This is a genomic window from Candidatus Eremiobacterota bacterium (assembly GCA_031082125.1).
Taxonomy (GTDB): Bacteria; Vulcanimicrobiota; CADAWZ01; order CADAWZ01; family Ess09-12; genus Ess09-12.
In genome coordinates this window covers 478,704-496,664 of record JAVHLM010000001.1, presented here as the reverse complement: position 1 = coordinate 496,664, position 17,961 = coordinate 478,704, and the positions used below count along the sequence as shown (strand labels likewise).

The window sequence follows — 17,961 nt, the reverse complement described above, 5'->3', positions numbered from 1 at the left end:
TCATCGGATCATGTTTATCCAGGTGGTTCCAGTCAATTCCTTGCCAGGTTGTGGTAGCCCCCGCATCTTATATGGCACATTCTGCCTGCCGGTCACCGGGGGGAATAAAGCAGGGGCCCCGCTGTTTTACTCCCCTTTCATAGACAAGGAAGGGCCCGCCGTCTGAGAGGGAGCCGAAGGTGAAGGTGAGGTCAAAGGGCGCCCTGCCCCTGACGGTGAGGGTCCTGAGACCATGGAGGAGGTGGAGGTGGCAGGCCTCGCAGAGGGTGATGAGGTTCCAGGGGTCATCTGTGCCCCCCTGGGAGCGCCTGATGATGTGGTGCACGTGCAAATTCCGCCTGCAGCGGCAGCCCGGGGTCTGGCAGCGGAACCGGTCCCGCTTCAGGATCTTATGGTGACGGGCCGCTTTTTTCAAGCTTCCCTCAGTGACAAGGTAGTCTGCCAGGAGGGCTGCAAGGAATTTTTCTTCGGGGAGCCCGAGGCTGTCGGGCCATTCCGCCTGGGCGAGCCTGGCGAGAAAGGCGTGGGCAGCGAGGTTCCAGACCTCATAGAGCTCCCGGGGTAGGAAGAACTTGATCGACATGGCGCCCTTCACTGCACGGGAGGAGTCTCGTGAAGAGATGACGTCCCTGAGAAAGACCTCCCCGGGGCTCTCGCCGTGAGGGATGGTGCAGGCCTCCAGGGCTTTTTCCAGTGACTGATGACAGGAGCACATGGGATTCTGGCATCCTTGCCCATGGGATGCCTGCTCCTCCCCATTGCATGCCCCTACATAAAGAGGATCGCTCCCCGACTGGTTTTCGAGGCTCGCACACAGGCGCGAATCTTTTTCAATTTTCATGGCTGCCTCGGAGGCCCTCATCTCATCGACATCGCTGAAATGCTTCCAGGGCGCATCAAAGCGCCTGTCGCGGGAAGCGATGAGCTCCTCGTCATCTGACTCAAGAGGCCACGAAGGATTGAGGGAAAGGCCCGTGTACCAGGACCCGCTCCTTATGAGGATCTGCACCTCCTCCGGCAGGTCGTGGAACCTCTCGTCGGTGAGATAGCGGAAGCCGGGAAGAAGCGTGTAATTGTGAGGGACCAGGCAGTCATATTCAAGGATCCGGGCGACACGCCCCGCCTCTTCCCTGAGGTCCGCCGTGGGCACACTCGCGGCATAGGCAATCCACTGCGATTCATTCCTGGAGTCAACAAGAGGCAGAATGAGGCGCGCCTGCTCCCTGGTGATAACGCCTTTCCTGAAGGCGTCCTCGGTGAGGGAGTGGCGGTGGAAGCCTTCGGCAAGCTTTATGAGCTGGCGGGTCTGTGCCATAGAGAAGCCGCAGCGCTCCCCTGCGTAGTCCTCGATGAACTCATAGCCGAGGAGGCGTTGGAGCTGCCGCGCATCCATAGCCCGGAGAAGCATTCCCGCGGCCACGTCGAGCCTCTGACGGATAGAGGCGGCCCTGATGAGGCGACCCGCAATCGCCCTGGTGGAGACCCCGGCGTCTTCTCCGCCAGGCCCGGCCTCTTCCAGCCACGACGGGAAATGGATGCTCCAAAGCTGCTCCCAGGGAGAGCCGAAGGAAAGGCCTCCGAAGGCCTGCCCGACAACCTCATCGGGATCGCTCACACGCCGGTTTCCCCTCCGCCTCTTCAACAGAGGTACCCGGGAGAATATGGGGCGATTTCCCTCGGCATCAAGGGCAGGAAGCTGCGGAGCGGCCTTCCTGGAAGCCAGGTAATTAGCGAGCAGCGCCTCGACAAACCCCGCCATGGGCCCGTCATAGTGCTCTTTGTCCCGAAAGAAGGAGAGGGCAAAGTCCCAGGTGAGGGCAAGTGAGGGCGGCACGCTGAAATACATCATCGTGCCTTCATCCCCGTCACTGTGTGCATCATCGCATGCCCCGTCTGCCGCGGAATCCATCGCTCCCGGAGCGGGAGCACCCTGAGCCGCCGGATTTTTCCCGCCGCGTCCGGGGACAGGCCCTCCCGCATCGCACAGGATTTCTTCAAAACCGGGAGCCCCATCGGCCATCCCTTCGGTAAGGGCCCTTCTCACTTCCCGCTCAAGGCCGCACAGAGAGCGCCCACTGGCAATGGCAAGCCATTCAGCCTCGTTCTCAGGGGTGGCGACCCTCGACAGATGTCTGAGGGCGCTCTTTGCGATCCTGCCCTCAAGATAGGCCTCCCGCGTGAGGGGGAGCGCCCTGAGAAGCTCGAAGTTGTGCATCAGCTCCGACGCGGTGCGCCCCGAGAAAGAGAGATGCTCCGTGGCGAAAGTCCCCATGGAGCGATATCCTACCTGATCAACCCCTTTCGTTTTCAGAGTAACAAGAAGGCCGCCCAGCACGAGATCAAGTGCCAGTCGGCCGCGGGCTGCCTCACAGAGAGTGAAATCTATCCTGGAAGCCCGCTCATCCCTGTCGATGGAGCCGAAGGAGATATCTTCGGTGAGCCTTTCCGCTTCGGGAATGAGCCCCTCCCTGGTGATTTTCACCATATGCTCCGGTTTATAAAGGGTCCCCCCGGGAAGCTCATAGGGCTCGGGAAGCAGAAGAAGATCCTCGTAGTCCTGCGAAGAGAAAGAATCAGCGAGGTGAAGAAGCTCCTCTTCATCAGGTAAAAGGCATGAGTGAACATGGCAGAGGTCAAATGTATCCATATTTCAATTGTAACATATCAGGCTGAAAAAAGCAAAGAGAGCATACCTCAAAAAGTCCATAATGAAGGGGTTTTAAGGCCATCGCAGGATGTCCCGTCAAGGGCTCAAAAGAGGCGCGGATGATAAAAATGACCCTGAAGGCTCTCAAAGAATTGCCACTGCCTGTTTCTGCCCTCTCCCGGCTATTGCCCGAGCCGGCGGGGTCAACGGGTGCCCCTCTTGTCGCTGCAGTAAATAATTTTTCGATATAAAGGTTATAAGGCCATCATATGATGCCATGTGAAGGGCCCGGAAGGGGCCGGGATGGCAAAAATGACCTCAAGGCCCCTCAAAGCCTTTCACGCAATAGCCCCCTCGATGACGGCAGGCCCATGAGGCAGCGGCTGAGCATCTCTCCGGTCTTATTGCCATTTTGTATAGTATCACTTAACAAAATTAATAGTATATTGTATAGATACCTCGTCTCAAAAGAGTTCAATGCTCTGCCGGGCTTCATACCGGCCTCTCTGCTCTAGGATGCCGCGCGTAATAATGAGGCCCTAACTTGATGATGGAGCAGTAAAGGGTGCCGTCCTCAGGTGCAGGGGAAATTGAGGCGGGGCACCGAATTCTATAGACGGGACTCCCGGCAGGGGGAGACCAGTACAGTGCACCGGGGAGGGGGCATGATGAGAAAGCTGAATTTTGCCTTTGTAGGATGCGGGCGAATTGCCTCAAAGATCCATGCCCCCCTTGTCTCTTCCGGCCTCGAAGAGGCAAGGCTGGCGGCGGTGTGCGATATCAAGGCCGACAGGGCCGAGAGGATGGGGGAGCAGTACAAGGTCCCCTGGTACACAGACTGCTATGCCATGATGGCGGCCCATCCCGAGGTGGACGTGGTGAGCGTCCTCACGGAAAGCGGGAACCATGGCCGCAACGTGGTGGACCTGGCCCGCTACGGGAAGCATATCGTGGTGGAAAAGCCCATAGCCCTGAGGCTTGCCGATGCCGACAAGATGATCGCGGCCTGCAGGGCAGGCGGCTGCCGCCTCTTCGTGGTGCAGCAGAACCGCTATAATATCCCCGTGCAGAAGCTCAGGGAGGCAGTGAGGAAAAAGAGGTTCGGGACGATATTTCTCCTCACGGTCCGCGTCAGGTGGTGCCGGCGCCAGGACTATTACGACATGGACCCCTGGCGGGGCACCTGGAGCCTTGACGGCGGCGTCTTCTCGCAGCAGGCAAGCCATCACCTCGATGCAATTGAATGGATCGGCGGGCCGGTCAGGAGCGTCTTCGCAAGGGCCATCAATGCCTTCGCCAGGATTGAAGCCGAGGACACCGGCACCGTGTCGCTCACCTTTAAAAACGGCGCGCTGGGGATGATAGAGGCCACGACGGCGGCAAGGCCCGCCGACATGGAGGGCTCTCTCAGCGTGCTGGGGAGCAGGGGCACCGCCGAGGTGGGCGGCTTTGCCCTCAACGAGATGAAGACCTGGCGGTTCGAGGACCAGGAGCCTGGCGACGACGAAGTCCTCACGGCCTGCAGGACCAACCCGCCCACGGTGTACGGCTTCGGCCATACCCGGTACCTCAGGGAGGTCATCGATGCCATAGTTCACGGCAAAAAGGCCCTGGTCGAGGGCCCCGAGGGGCGAAAGTCCCTGAGGCTCATCCACGCCGTCTACAGGTCCATCGAGACGGGCAGGGAAGTGCTGCTGGAGAGGAAGCCCGTGAGCGCAAGGCTGGGCCGGTAAATGGATATGGAGAAGATACCTCTCTCGGAAGTGACCCTTGATGACGGCCTGCGCAAGCGCGTGATGGAGGTGCTGGATTCGGGCCGCTACATTCTGGACAGGAACTGCCGGGAGTTCGAGGAGCGGTTCAGCGCCTTTGTCGGCAGGAAGCACGGCGTCCTTGCGAACTCCGCCACGTCGGCGATGCACCTCACCCTGATGGCCATGGGCATAGGAAGCGGCCATGAGGTCATCGTCCCATCCCATACGGCATTTCCCACGGTGGAGCCGATTTATCACTGCGGGGCGCGGCCTGTCTTTGTGGATATAAGGAATGATTATCTTATCGACAGCTCCCTCATCGAGGAGAAGATCACTCAGAAGACGGCGGCCCTGCTCCCCGTCCACCTTTACGGCTCGATGGCCTCCATGGACGAGATCATGAAAATTGCCGGAGCCCGCGGCCTGCCGGTGCTGGAGGACTCATGCCAGGCCCATGGCGCCGAGCACCATGGCAGAAAGGCGGGAGCTTTCGGTCATGCAGCCTTTTTCAGCTTCTACCCCTCGAAGAATATGACTTTCCTCGGCGACGGCGGCATCATGGTCACCGATGACGGAGACCTGGCGCAGATGGTGCGCATGCTGAGGGATCATGGCAGGCGCGAGAAATATCTCCACGAGGTGATAGGCTACAATATGAGGGCCAATGAGATCCAGGCGGCCATAGGCCTCGAGCAGCTTGCCCGCCTTGATGAGTTCAACGAGCGAAGGCGCGCCATCGCGTGCCTTTACAACAGCCTGCTCGGGGACCTGCCCCTCGGGCTTCCCCGCCCTGCGGCAGGCACGAAGCCTGTCTATCACATGTATGTCATAAGGACTGCAAGGCGCGATGCCCTCGCTCAGTTTCTCAAAGAGCACCGCATTGAGACAGGGATCCATTACCCCGTGCCATGCCACCTGCAGCCGGCAGTATTGAAAGAGAGAGGCGCCGAGGTGCTGCCTGAGACCGAGAGGGCCTGCAGGGAGATCCTGTCGCTTCCCCTCTACCCGGGGCTTTCCGATGAGAAGGTCCGCCGCGTGGCACAGAAAATAGAGGAGTTTTTCGAAAAGCACCTGCCGGAGGGAGCCAGACGGGCTTGAGAGAGGTCATCAGAGAAGCACAGGGGGCCCTGCCCCGCAGAGTCCTGATCCCGGCCCTGGCGGCGCTGGTGCTGGTCACCTTTCTCACCTTCTCGCCGGTCCTTCGCTGCGGGTTCATCAACTGGGACGACAACAAATACGTCACCGGCTCTTCCCTGGTGAAGGATCTCTCGCCGGATGGCCTGAAGCGGATCTTCACCTCGACGGTTCTCGGGTGGTACACGCCTCTTTCCGTGCTCTCCTTCGCCCTGGAGTACCGCTTTTACCAGCTCAATCCCTTCCCCTATCACGTCCACAACCTGTTGCTTCATATCTTGAACACCCTGCTGGTTTTCTGGCTTATCTATCTCATAAGCGGTGATTTCCTGGCCTCGCTGGTCGCTTCGCTCTTTTTTGCGCTGTCTCCCCTGCGTGTCCAGTCGGTGGCTTGGATATCAGAGAGAAAAGGGCTTCTCTGCGCCCTGTTCTTTTTCGCCTCTTTCATTTCCTATATCTACTGGGTGAAAAGGCACCGGAAGCGCTTTTATTTCGCCTCTCTGCTCCTTTTCTTTCTCTCGATCCTCTCAAAGCCCCAGGGCTCCCTGCTTCCCCTGTGCCTCCTGCTTTACGATCATTTTGTGGGGAAGAGGCTGGCGATTGCCGAAAAGCTGCCGTACCTGCTGGGCTTCCTTGCCGCAGGCCCTGTTGAATGGCTCTCAATGGCAAGGAAGTCCAGCCTGGAGATGAATTATCCGCAGCCTCTCATCCAGGTCCTCTGCATCAGCTGTTACCTTGTGCTTTTTTACCTCTGGAAAATTCTGGTCCCCTTAGATCTTCACGAGATTTACCCCCTTGATCCCGAATTTGTCCGCCACCTCCCCATGGCAGTCTGGCTCTCTCCCCTGCTGCTCCTGGCGCTTGCGGCGCTCTTTCTTATTGCGGTGAAAAGGGTCGCTTTGAAGGCGCCCCGTCATGCTGACCATGCGCTCTTTGGAATGGCGTTCTTTCTGCTGAACATCCTCCCGTTCCTCAAGCTCCTGCCCGTCAATGCCACTTCCCTCATCGCGCTCCGCCAGACCTACCTACCCACCCTTGGGCTCTTTCTTATTCTCGGCGAGGGCTTCTCATGGCTCTTCAGGGAGAGGGGGAGGCAAAGGGCGGCTCTCTGCCTTCTTGCGGGCATCGTGCTGGCGGTGCAGGCTGCCGCCGCACACCGGCAGTGCGGGGTATATAAGGACAGCCTCACTTTCTGGAATCATGTGCTTGAAAGGCACCCCTGCTTTGTGAGAGGGCTCAGTATCAGGGGAAGCCTCCACTATGAGCAGGGTAACCCGGCCCTTGCCCGCAGGGATTTCGAGAGAGCTCTCGCGGAAGCCCCCTCCGACGGCGACGTCCATGGCAATCTGGGCATACTCGGCCTTGCGGAAGGAGACTGTGAGAGAGCAAGGACCCACCTGGATTTCGCCATCGCGCGCGCCTCAGACGACCCGGCAGTGTGGTACTACAGGGGAAATATCTATCAGGGAGAGAGGGCCTTTGACAAGGCCGTCGCAATGTATCAGAAGGCGCTGTCGATTGATCCGCTTTACCTGAAGCCTTATGTGAACCTGGGGAATATCTATAGTGAGCAGGGAAGGCAAAGGGAAGCGGTTAAAATGTTCACCAAGGCGCTCTCCATCGACAGCGCCTCGCCCAAGGTCTATTACAACAGGGGGAATGCCTGTTTCAGGAATGAGCAGTACCGGGATGCCCTGAAAGACTACACGAGGGCTCTTGCATTGCAGAAGGATTACTGGGACGCTTACCGCAACAGGGCGCTGGTCCTTTTCGTCATGGAGGAGTACCAGGCGGCACTCCGCGACGTGAGGACGCTCCAGGAAAAGGAGCAGCCCCTTGATCCCCGTTTTCTGGACATGCTCAATGAGGCAGTGAACCGGCAGATTCCTCAGCGAGCGCCATGCCCGCCCTGAGCATGTCGTGGATCCACGAGTACTCGAAACGGCCCGGCCTCCCCGAGAGCTTCAGGTTCTGGAATTTTTCAAGGTACGTGGTGATTTCGCGCACTTCCGAAGGGGTATTCACCAGCAGCACGGGGTAAGCGTGGGTGAGCCTTTCGGTGGCGGCACCGGTGATATCCTTTTCCTCAATGAGGCCTGTCGCCAGCACTTCGCCCCTGATCTTCCCGATGAAGGGCTCATCGTCCATATTCCACAGCTCGTCGCCTTCATCGCAGCATATCTCTGCCGCCAGGGAAGTCCTGCCCTCCGGAGCCATGGAGGCGTTCCTGTTCCTGGGCTCATAAAGCCTGTTGAAGGTGAACCGCCTGTCAGGGACATAAAGGGTGGCCACATTCATCACCGATGGCCTGGCGAGAAAAAAGCAGACTATTCTCAGGTGACGGAAGCTGAGGCGACGCGCCAGGGCGGGGATGGGATCGGGCAGGGCGGGGCTCATGATTTTTACAAGGTAATCAAGGGGAAGGGTGCTTACGACCTTGTCAACGTCATGGCGCTCCTTCCCGTTCACTTCTATTGCAGTGACGCGGTTATCGTGATGAAAAAGGGCCGTCACCCTTGAGTGAAGCCTGATGTGCTCTGAGCCGGCAGCCTCGCCCAGCCTGAGGGAAAGCTGGTGGATTCCCCCCTCGGGGTAATAGAAAGCCCCTTCGCGGTGGGTCTTCTTTACAAGAGGTCCCAGGAGGGCCTCTGTCACGATGTTCCAGACGCTCAGGCCCTGGAGCCTTTTCCCCGAGATCACTGGCGAGAGGAGCGACGTGGGCCTTCCCCAGAGCTTCTCGGTATAATTGAGCAGGAACCGCGACGCAAGAGTGTTCCCGTAGGTCCTCACGGCAAAATCATGGAAGCTCTCAAAAGGCCTTCCCCTGGTGAGCCGCTCCTTCATGATCTCCGTCGAGGCCTTCATGAAGGTTCCCATTCCAAGGTTCCTGATGAGGTTTGCCGGCTTGAAGGGGATGTCTATGAACTTCCCGCCCTCAAATATCCTGCTGGGCACTTCGATGGAGTGGAGCTCCCTGCCCATGAGGGCCTTTACGTCGGCGGTCACATCGGCATACTCGTCGAGAAAGCGGTGGGCTCCCGAGTCAAAGCGGAAATCGCCGTGCCGGAAGGTGATGCAGTTTCCCCCCACGGCCCCCTTTTCCTCGAAAAGAGTGAAGGTGAGCCCCTTTTTCGCGGCGTACCAGGCGGCGGAGAGGCCTGCAATGCCTCCGCCAAGGATGGAGATACGAGTCTTGCTGATCTGGTGCTCTTCCTGCATCAAAGTCTCTTTCCCTGCCTCTCAGGTAAGTATAGCACAAGATGGATTTCATGGACAGGGGAAGAGGAGATTCAGCACCCATGTCCAACTCTCGAAGAAAGAGAGGAGGCCGATGCCATGAAGTGCCTGGTGACCGGCTGCGCCGGCTTTATCGGGAGCAGCCTCGCCGAGAAGCTTCTCCTCCAGGGCCACGAGGTGCTGGGTATTGACAGGCTCTCTGACTACTATGACAGGGCCCTCAAGAGGAAAAACCTCGAAGCCCTCTCATCACCGGCCATGAAGGGCCCCTTCACTTTTTTTGAAGCCGATCTGGCAGAGCCCGGGTGGGAGGGCCGCGTCGATAGCCTCAGGGACAGCGAGCTGGTGTACCATCTCGCGGCGCAGCCGGGCGTGGGGCCAAGCTGGACCATCTTTGACACCTATGTGAGGGACAACATTCTCGCCACCAGGGGCATCCTCGAGGTGGCGCGCTCCATGCCTTACCTTAAAGCCTTTGTGCTCGCCTCGTCGTCATCGGTCTATGGGAATGCCTCGTCATTCCCCGTTACGGAAGAGTTTCCCCTCGCCCCCTGCTCGCCTTACGGCATCACCAAGGTGGCGGCCGAGAAGCTCTGCGGCGCCTACCATGAGAATTTCGCCCTTCCTGTAGTCATCCTCAGGTATTTTACCGTCTACGGGCCGAGGCAGAGGCCCGACATGGCCTTTTACCGTTTTATCAAATCGGCTCTCCGCGGGGAAAGGATAGTGATCCATGGCGACGGGAGCCAGGAAAGGGACTTCACCCATGTGGACGACGTGACCGAAGCCCATGTGGCGCTCCTTGAGAAATCCATATCAGGGGGCATTTTCAATATAACCAGCGGCCCCGGCGGCCATGCCTCCCTTAATGAGCTTGTAGCCCTCCTGGGGGGCCTCGTGGGGAGAAAGCTGGAGGTGGAACACAGGGAGCCCATGAAAGGCGATATGGCCGTCACGAGGGGATCCTATGAGAGGGCCCGTGGCGCTTTCGGCTATGAGCCCCGTGTCTCCCTCCGCGACGGTATGACCTCCCAGGTTTCATGGATGAAGAGTTTCCTGTCATAAAAAAGAGAAGCCCGGAGGCTTCCCCTTTTAAAAGGCAGGACGGGCTTTACCAGGTCTTGATGATATTGCCATCGAAGGCGGCGCGGAAGATGCGCCCTGTGTTCATTCCCGCACCTGACGCGAAAAAGAGGGACATGTAATCGGGATCGTAAGTGAAGGTGATATTTTTCCCGTTGTCAAAGCTCACCTTACCGTCGGAGGTGGTGCTGGTGGTGGGATCAAAGGTCGCGGGATCTCCTCCGTAGGCCACAAGGCCCCCATGGATAGTGAGGCTTCCCCCCTGGAGGTCCTTGGCATTGATGTTCTTGTGGGTGTACACGAGCCCCTTGAAGAGGGTGTCGTTGAAGACGAGGTCCTTGAAGTCGGTGCTGTCCTTGTCGAGCATCTGGATTGTCGAGGAGTTCTCGGTCTTTATCTCAGAGAGCCCGCCGGTGACTTCAAATTGACCGTTTGTTTTCGTCTCGATCTCGACGGTGTCGGTTCCGCTGGTGAATGTGGCGGTGAAGTCAAAGTTTGCCCCTTCCGATAAGCTCAGAGTGGGGACAGTGCCATTTGTGCCGACATCTGCCGCTCTTCCCGACCTTTTAGACACGGCGGTCCAGTTGTTGCTGTCAAGCTTGTCCACGATAACCACCCATGATTTGCCGGCCTCTTCTCCCGCGGTGTACCAGTAATCCTTGCCGTCTATCGTTATTGTTGAGACGGCTTCATTGCCTGTATTGTCCCACACCCAGTCCATGGTGCTCGAGCTCGCGAGGGACCCGATGCTGCTGCCAGGGCCTACAGTGAGGGAGCCTGTCGTGCCGCTGCCGCCCCCTGAGCTGCTTGAGTCGGTGCCAAGGTAGGAGTTCTTGGAGAGCATCATGGCCACAAGTTCCGACGCCGTCGATTCCTCGAAGGTGAAACATGCCGTGTCGGTGAGGACATCTTTCAGGGCTACTCCTGAGTATGTCTTGCTCCTCCCCGTGCTGTCGGTGAAGGTGCCCGAGATAGGCGTTTCCAGGAGGTTTTTGACGAGGGCCTGGTAGTTGTCGGTCCCCGAGTTGAAATACTCGTTAGTGGCAGTGCCGAGCGTTGACGTGTAGGCGTCCCAGGCGGCCTGGATGACGTCGTTGGTGCTGTTTGAGCCCCCTGAGCCCCTCACGGGGTTGATGTTCACGTTGCCGTTGGCATAGGTGGCCACCGAGGAGATCTTGTCGGGATTCGCCACGCGGTCGGGGTCGGTCTGCATGAGCGATCCTCCCTGGAAGTCAAGGTTTCCCGCGCAGAGCACCTTTCCCGAGCCGGAAAGCTCGCCGTCAACGTAAACATTTCTTCCCGTGCCGCCCAGGGTCACCAGGGCGGGATCAGTGTTTGCCGACCCGTCGCCAAGCCGCACGCTTGTGCGGTAGTTGGATGAAGGAAAATACTGGTTGTCGGCCGTTGAGTAATCATAGATGAGCACCGACAGGCCGAAATTCCCGTTTGTCTCGTCAACGCCGACGGGATCCTTGACGGTGAAGAGGTACTGGCCCGACGTAGTGAGGTTGGTGGAGTTTGTCGATGACACGATGCTCACTTTGCCCGTGTCGGTGCCGGTGATGCAGTCGCCGGCATTGTAGGCAACAGCGCTGCCGATGTTATTGTCCAGCCACTCAGTCTTGTAGGTGTCAGGGTCTGCCTGGCTTCCGGGATCGAAGGCCACGGGGACGTAGTAGAGATTGTAAGTGTCGGGTGCCGCCGAGGTATTCTTGTACACGTATGTGCCCGACTTGATCATTGCTTTCACCTTGCTGGTATCATAGGCGCCGCTGCTTATGTAGTTTTTTGACACGTCGTCCCATGTGAGTGCCGCTTTTTTAAGGGCTGAGCCCTGGTCGCTCTGATTCGTGGTGAAATCATATTGCGACTCGTTCGCCGTGGTCACCGTAGTCCCGTTCACCTTGGTCGCTTCTGTGCCCGCGCCTGCGCCACCCGTGTATGACGTCCCCTTGTCGGCGATCTGAAAGCAGTTCTTGTCGTTGGCAAGGGGGTTCGTGGGATCGCCTCCCGAGGTTATTTCTATGTTGCCGCAGGACCTGACGGCCGAGTTGCCGTATATCTCTGAGTTTACAAGGAATACCGAGTCGTTATCGACAAGGTTCACCTTGATGTCTCCCGCTGTGATGCTGCAGGCTTCGCCTATCGGCGAGCCGCTCATGGCGAGCATGGCCTCCACGTAGCGCCGCGCCTGGTTGCAGCGGCCTTCCACGATGATGTGGGCAGTTTTTTTAGGGACCTTCTTGAATGAATATATCGCTGAATCCTGGTGCCTCTTTGTGCTCAACGATTCTGAATCACCCATGAGGTTATTGAATGAGTAGAATGTCATGGGCGTGTTTACCGATGTGCCGTCGGTATAGATGTCGGCGCTTACCCCGTCGCAGAAGGCCACGTAGAACTCTCCGCCCGTATCGGTGAGCTTTCCGTGGATCAGGTTCTGGGTGCCGACCTTCTCAATGGTGAAATGGGAGAAACTGGGATCATAGGCGGTCTCACCACGGTAATCGGAATCCCTCGAGATGCAGTACTGCATGTAGGCCAGGCCGCACTCGGCGGCGTAATAGGCCTGCTCCCTGTCACTGTAAGTCGCCCCCAGGATCATGGTGTTGCGGCCTGTGACCATCAGCAGGGCCGCTATCATCACGATGAATGACAGCAGCAGCATAGTGGTGATGAGCACGATGCCTTTCTCTATTTTTCTCATGGCTCCCTCCTCCTGGAAATATTCTGGTCCACGCGATACGGCATATATGATGAAACAGGTGAACTACATTATAATTATAAACAATTCCCGCGTTTTTTTCCAGGGTCCTGAAAAATCTTCAGCGATGATTTCTTCATTGCCATGGGGGAATGTTGTTTCGCAGGGGAATTTCTGCTAAGATGGGAGTGTTTGATATCATTTTTTGTTGGGTGCCCATGCGGAAAAAATTTTTTGTCGAGATTGCAGGCCGCCTGAAAAGGGGAGACTTTCAATGGCTGCTGCGGAGGGCACGCCATGGCCTCTCGATTCCCTCTGAAGCCCTCACGAAAAAATGCGTTTCAGGGCCGATCCTGGCCAGCGTCGCCGTCACTTATCGCTGCAACGAGCGCTGCCTTTATTGCGAGCTTCCCTCCAGGGCGGGGCCTCCCGGCGACGAGGATACGGCCTCTATGAAGGATCTGCTGTCACAGCTTGCCAGGCTTGGGGTTTCAACGGTAAGCTTCACCGGCGGTGAGCCTCTCCTCCGTGAAGACATGGCCGAGCTGATCTCCTATGCCTCGGGCTTCAAGGTCTCCACGAACCTCACGACAAACGGGATAAAGCTTACCCCCGGGCTCTCGGAATCCCTCATCGCGGCGGGCCTCGATTCACTGAACATATCGCTTGACAGCGCGGACCCAGAGTATGTGAATACCGTGAGGAGCTCCCCGAAAGCCTTTGAAGGCGCGGTAACAGCTATTGAGACGATGGCAGCGGCAAAGAAAAAGCAATCCTCCTCGAGGCCCAACCTGTCGGTTTCAACAGTGCTCACCTCGAGGAACTGCGAGGATGTCACCGGCCTTATCCGGTTCATAAAGGAAAAAGGGGCCGATGCCATCTATTTTAACGTGATGGAAGTGGATTTCAACCTTTACAGGGAGAACCGCTCCAGGAATTACCTTGACGACAGGGAGAAACTCGGCGCAGCTCTTGCCCTTATAAGGGAGCTCAGGCTCAAAGATGCCTTCATAGATAACTCGCCCCGGTACCTTGCCCGTCTTGGGCAGTATGTGAGCGGCCCTTTTCCTGATGTCTCCTGTTTCGCAGGTTATCATTCAATGGTGATAGACTACCGGGGCGCCGTGTTCCCCTGCTTTTATTATTTCCAGAACAACAGGGCTCTTGCCACTCTGGCACGCGGCGAGGGCCTCCGGGAGTTCTGGCATGGCAGGGAGTATGAAAGAGTGAGAAGGGAGCTCCTCTCCTGCAGGGAATGTTTTTTCGGGTGCCAGATGGAGCTCAATGAGCTTTACCAGATGACCTTGCTGAGATGACAGGGTTTCTCACATTGAAAGACTGGGAGCGTAAGGCATGAAGAGAAGCATTGAGGGCGGAAGCGGCGCGCCATTGATTTTTTTCCCGGGGAAAATGATAATCCCCGCTCTTTCCGTGCTGGTCATTGTCACGTTTCTTGCTTTTTCTCCGGTGCTGAAATGCGGATTCATCAACTGGGACGATGATGCCTACGTGACCGGGAATCACATGATAAAGGACCTCTCGCCTCATAATGTCAGGCAGATATTCACTTCGACGCTCTATGGGATGTACACGCCCCTTGTGATGCTCTCCTTTGCGCTTGAGCACCATTTTTACAGACTCAATCCCTTCCCCTACCATGCCCACAACCTTCTGCTCCACATAGTGAACAGCCTTCTTGTCTTCTGGCTTGTCCGGCTCATCAGCGGGGACCCTCTCGCTTCTCTCGCGGCAGCGTTTCTTTTTGCCCTCTCGCCTCTCAGGGTGCAGTCTGTTGCCTGGGTGGTCGAGAGAAAAGGCCTTCTCTGCGCCTTCTTCTTTCTCTCTTCCTTTATCTGCTATTGTTATTACGGGAAGCGCCCAAGCCTGGCTCTGTACTTTGTTTCGCTTCTTCTTTATGCTTTCTCGCTTCTCTCAAAGCCCATAGGGAGCCTCCTCCCTTTTGCCCTGATCCTGTATGACTATTACATTCTTGAAAGACTCGACCGCAAAGCGCTCATGATGAAAGCTCCCTACCTTCTGGGCTTTCTTGCCGCAGGAGTTGCCGCGTGGATTCATGTGTATTTTGAGTCTCATCTTGCCGAGCTCTATCATATCTCATTCTTCAAGGGGATTTTCATAGCTGCCTATCTCTTCCTCATGTATGCCCTGAAAATCGTCATCCCCTTTGATCTCCAGGAGTTATATCCTCTTGAAGCCTCCTTTATTGAAAGCCCTCCCCTCGCGGTATGGCTCTCACCTCTTGTCATCGTCGTCATAGCGACCCTTCTGGCAAAACCGTTGAAAAGGCTCAGGAGCAGCTCTCCCGCCCTTTACCGTCATGGGCTTTTCGGTATACTGTTCTTTACGCTCTTCATTTTCCCCGTGCTCAGGCTGCTCCCCGCCGATGCCACTTCGCTGATAGGTCTCAGGCAGACCTATATCCCCTCCATAGGAATAGTGCTTATCCTTGGAGAGGCTTTTTCATGGTGCTGGAGGAGCGCAAAAAGGAGCGCAGGGAAGGCATTGTGCATGCTGCTTCTCGTCCTGCTGGCGGGCTATTACGGCCTCTCGAGTTATTGTCATTGCGCCGTGTGGAAGGACGGGCTCACCTTCTGGAACCATGTGCTTGAGAAGCATCCCCGTTACCTTATTGCCCTCAACGGGAGGGCAAATTTCTTCAAGGAAAGGGGCGAATACCTGAAAGCCCGAGAAGATCTCGAGAAAGCTTTCTCGATAAGTCCCTTCGACGGGATAACCCGCATCAATCTCGCCGGAGTCCTCATCGCTCTTGATGATTACCGCGCTGCAAAAGGCCACCTTGATTTCATGATCGCTTTCGAGCCCAAAAAATCCGTTCTGTACTACTACCGCGGCAATATTTACCAGAGAGAGAAGGATTACGGGAAAGCAGAGGAGATGTACCGGAAGGCCATTGCCATAGATTCAAGCTATATAGAGCCCTACATAAACCTGGGGAATATATATTTTGAGCAGGGAGCCCGTGAAAAGGCCATAGAGGAGTTCAACAGGGCGCTCTCCATCAACAGGAAGTCGTCTGAGGCCTATTATAACAGGGGGAATGCTCATTTCAGGGAGAAGAGGTACTCTGATGCTCTAGGGGACTATGACAAGGCCGTGGCTTTTCGGAAAAACTACTGGGATGCCTACCGCAACAGGGCTCTTGCCTCATTCATGATGAAGGACTACCAGGCATCAGGGCGGGATGTGAAACTGCTTCTGGAAGCCGGGCAGAAGGTGGACCCTCTTTTCCTGCTGCTCCTGGACAAGGCCCGAAGGGCTCCCTGAAACCATGGCAGTGAGCTTATGGCCCTTATGACGGAGTAACGCTCTTCGCTGTTTTGCTATCCATACCGAGTGCGGCAGCTGCGGGAAAACCGATAAGCATATTGAAAGACTTTTTCAGCATGTGATCCAGAAAGGCAAGGGCCACGGCGCTCTCGAGGGGGGTGCCAAGGAGGACAAGCATCCCGGAAAAGATGCTCTCGTGAACGCCGATTCCTCCCGGCACGGCAATAATTCCCTTGCCTGCGTTTGCCATGGCCATTGCCCCTGTGACGGCGAAAAAAGGCAGGGAGATTCCCAGAGCGATGGCCACGGCGTAAGCGGTGAGCCCCTCGAAAATCCATATCAGAAGAGAAAGGACCCCTGTAGAGCTCATGAGTTTTCCGTCAAATACCATGGCTTGAGAGGCTTTGTAGGCTTCATGAGTCTGCAGCGCTGCCATTTTCACTATGCGGTGGCCGAAGCTCTTTTCCGCCTGCATCAGCAAATCGCCTATCCGTTGCTTCCTGTCAAGAAGAAGTGTGACAATGGGAACTGCCGCAAGAGCGAGGCATACCAGCATGAGAGTCACAATCCATGAGGGCATGTCTTTTTCGGCAATCATGAAAAGAGAGGGGATAATGCAGATAATCACTGCCATTATATCTTGTATCCTCATCTGGAGCACCACGGCGGCGGCGCTTCCCAGGGAGAATCCCCTTGCGGCGAGGACGCCGGCCAGGGCAGCGTCGCCGAGCTTGGCCGGCAGAATGGAGTTGAGGGCATAGCTGGCGATATGCATCCTGAAAAGGTCCGCAGCGCGAATAGCCTCTCCCCTATGGGAGATGAACCTCGAGAGCCTCATGGTCCTGAGGAGCCAGACCACGCAATAGAGTGCGAGGGCTGCTGCTATCGCCGCTGGTGACAGGCGGGAGAGGGTCCTCAGGAAAGGCTGCACTCCTGCACTTGAGATGAGCATGACCAGGAGGATGCAGCCTGCGGCAAAGGCGCTTCCATGGAGCAGGCGGTTCCTGTGAAGTGCCTTCACGGTATCATGGGCAGTAATTGTTGGCCGGGATGATTTTCTGGTCCACCTGGATGGACATGGTGGAGGGGATGAGGCTTGACGCGAGATCGGACGTACCTATGGCTCCCGACTTTGCATACTCCAGGACCTTGAAGCATTTCAATGAAAAAGCAACCTGGGGGATTGATGCAGTGATTCCATATGATCGAGAGTTCTTCAAATCGTTGAATCCCGGGGCGAAATTGAGCACATTGCGGGCAACTACCGACACAGAGGGGCCGAGAGTGGTGTCCACGGCTTTTTCCGTGCCGGACGCCACGTCTTTTGCCGATTCTGTCTGCGTAAGGTAGGGGTCCACATCGCTGGAAGAGAGGTATGTCTTATTGGTAATATTTGCATCGGTGCCCCCTGTTCCTGTCCCGCTTACCGCCAGGAATTTCTTGATGAGAATCTTGTGGGGGCAATATTTTTCCGCTGCCGTATCGCCCTGGCAGTTGTCATTTGTCGGCGGCACGGCATAGTAAAGGATGAAGTAAGTCCACTGCATCCTGTTGGTATCCGTAGTTCCGTCAAATCCGACGAACTCGGGGTCGTAAAGCTCCACTGCCTGTGCCGTCTTGAAGGCCATCCAGGGCACTACGAAGGTTTTTCCGTTAATTGATTTTGAATATGAGCCTGAGCAGTTGAAGGTGGCCACGTCGGTGTTTCTCATGGTCTTGGAGAGGTCGAGGAGCGCCCGGCGGATGTCCTTCTCCGTGGACGAGCGGGACTCCACCTTCTTCCACGTCTGGGTGCCGAAGTTGATGATGCCCAGCAGGATCATGGTGAGAAAGCCGAAGATGAACGTGGCGATGAGAAGCTCTGCGAGGGTGGTGCCGCGCAGGAGCCGTCGGGTGTGTCTGGTATAGCTTTCCACAGCTTTGCTCCTTGTTTCCGTGCCGCCAAAAACCCTGGCGGCATCTATGGTGATGTATCCTGAGAGAGGCTCCCGTTTTCCGTTCTCTTTAAATTCTAGCAAAAAACCGGGCCCATGACAAGGTAGAAGCAAAAGTCCCTCTGTGGTATTTCACAGAGGGACGGAAAACTCCTTTCA

The 17,961-nt window shown here is 56.7% G+C and carries 11 protein-coding genes; 6 read left to right on the top strand and 5 right to left on the bottom strand.

Going from position 1 to position 17,961, the window contains the following annotated elements:
* Positions 1-67 precede the first annotated feature (67 nt).
* Entirely contained in the window at positions 68-2,647 is a 2,580-nt protein-coding gene (locus RDV48_02020) for an HNH endonuclease signature motif containing protein (GenBank protein ID MDQ7821552.1), read from the bottom strand.
* Between the two features lie 665 nt (positions 2,648-3,312).
* On the opposite strand from RDV48_02020, the gene RDV48_02015 reads away from it, so the two are divergent.
* From RDV48_02015 to RDV48_02005, 3 genes are read left to right on the top strand one after another with little or no spacing between them, the layout of a single operon-like run.
* Positions 3,313-4,380, top strand: coding sequence for a Gfo/Idh/MocA family oxidoreductase (locus RDV48_02015; protein ID MDQ7821551.1), 1,068 nt, complete (start codon positions 3,313-3,315; stop codon positions 4,378-4,380).
* 6 nt (positions 4,381-4,386) lie between these two features.
* Positions 4,387-5,499 (top strand): DegT/DnrJ/EryC1/StrS family aminotransferase, encoded by a 1,113-nt coding sequence (locus tag RDV48_02010; GenBank protein ID MDQ7821550.1) that lies wholly within the window; start codon positions 4,387-4,389, stop codon positions 5,497-5,499.
* Positions 5,496-7,448, top strand: coding sequence for a tetratricopeptide repeat protein (locus RDV48_02005; protein ID MDQ7821549.1), 1,953 nt, complete (start codon positions 5,496-5,498; stop codon positions 7,446-7,448). The genes RDV48_02010 and RDV48_02005 overlap by 4 nt, the downstream gene beginning before the upstream one ends.
* On the opposite strand, the gene RDV48_02000 is transcribed toward RDV48_02005, so the two are convergent.
* The gene (locus tag RDV48_02000) at positions 7,396-8,754 is read right to left on the bottom strand and encodes an FAD-dependent oxidoreductase (protein MDQ7821548.1); all 1,359 of its coding nucleotides are present in this window, start codon (positions 8,752-8,754) and stop codon (positions 7,396-7,398) included. The two genes, RDV48_02005 and RDV48_02000, sit on opposite strands and share 53 nt — an antisense overlap.
* 117 nt (positions 8,755-8,871) lie before the next feature.
* Here RDV48_02000 and RDV48_01995 point away from each other — a divergent pair, with 117 nt between their 5' ends.
* Complete coding sequence (locus RDV48_01995; GenBank protein ID MDQ7821547.1) at positions 8,872-9,837, top strand: NAD-dependent epimerase/dehydratase family protein; 966 nt, start codon at positions 8,872-8,874, stop codon at positions 9,835-9,837.
* 46 nt (positions 9,838-9,883) lie between these two features.
* Here the strand turns inward: RDV48_01995 and RDV48_01990 are convergent, their stop codons facing one another.
* The gene (locus RDV48_01990) at positions 9,884-12,562 is read right to left on the bottom strand and encodes a pilus assembly PilX N-terminal domain-containing protein (GenBank protein ID MDQ7821546.1); all 2,679 of its coding nucleotides are present in this window, start codon (positions 12,560-12,562) and stop codon (positions 9,884-9,886) included.
* A 215-nt stretch (positions 12,563-12,777) separates the two neighbouring features.
* On the opposite strand from RDV48_01990, the gene RDV48_01985 reads away from it, so the two are divergent.
* Positions 12,778-13,875: a radical SAM protein gene (locus RDV48_01985; protein MDQ7821545.1), complete on the top strand. Its 1,098-nt coding sequence runs from the start codon at positions 12,778-12,780 to the stop codon at positions 13,873-13,875.
* A gap of 37 nt (positions 13,876-13,912) precedes the next feature.
* Positions 13,913-15,865 carry a tetratricopeptide repeat protein gene (locus RDV48_01980; protein ID MDQ7821544.1) on the top strand — a complete coding sequence of 651 codons (1,953 nt, stop codon included), beginning with the start codon at positions 13,913-13,915 and terminating at the stop codon, positions 15,863-15,865.
* A 25-nt stretch (positions 15,866-15,890) separates the two neighbouring features.
* On the opposite strand, the gene RDV48_01975 is transcribed toward RDV48_01980, so the two are convergent.
* Positions 15,891-16,889 (bottom strand): lysylphosphatidylglycerol synthase transmembrane domain-containing protein, encoded by a 999-nt coding sequence (locus tag RDV48_01975; protein ID MDQ7821543.1) that lies wholly within the window; start codon positions 16,887-16,889, stop codon positions 15,891-15,893.
* Positions 16,890-16,893: 4 nt separating this feature from the next.
* Positions 16,894-17,784 carry a hypothetical protein gene (locus RDV48_01970; protein MDQ7821542.1) on the bottom strand — a complete coding sequence of 297 codons (891 nt, stop codon included), beginning with the start codon at positions 17,782-17,784 and terminating at the stop codon, positions 16,894-16,896.
* Positions 17,785-17,961: the final 177 nt, after the last annotated feature.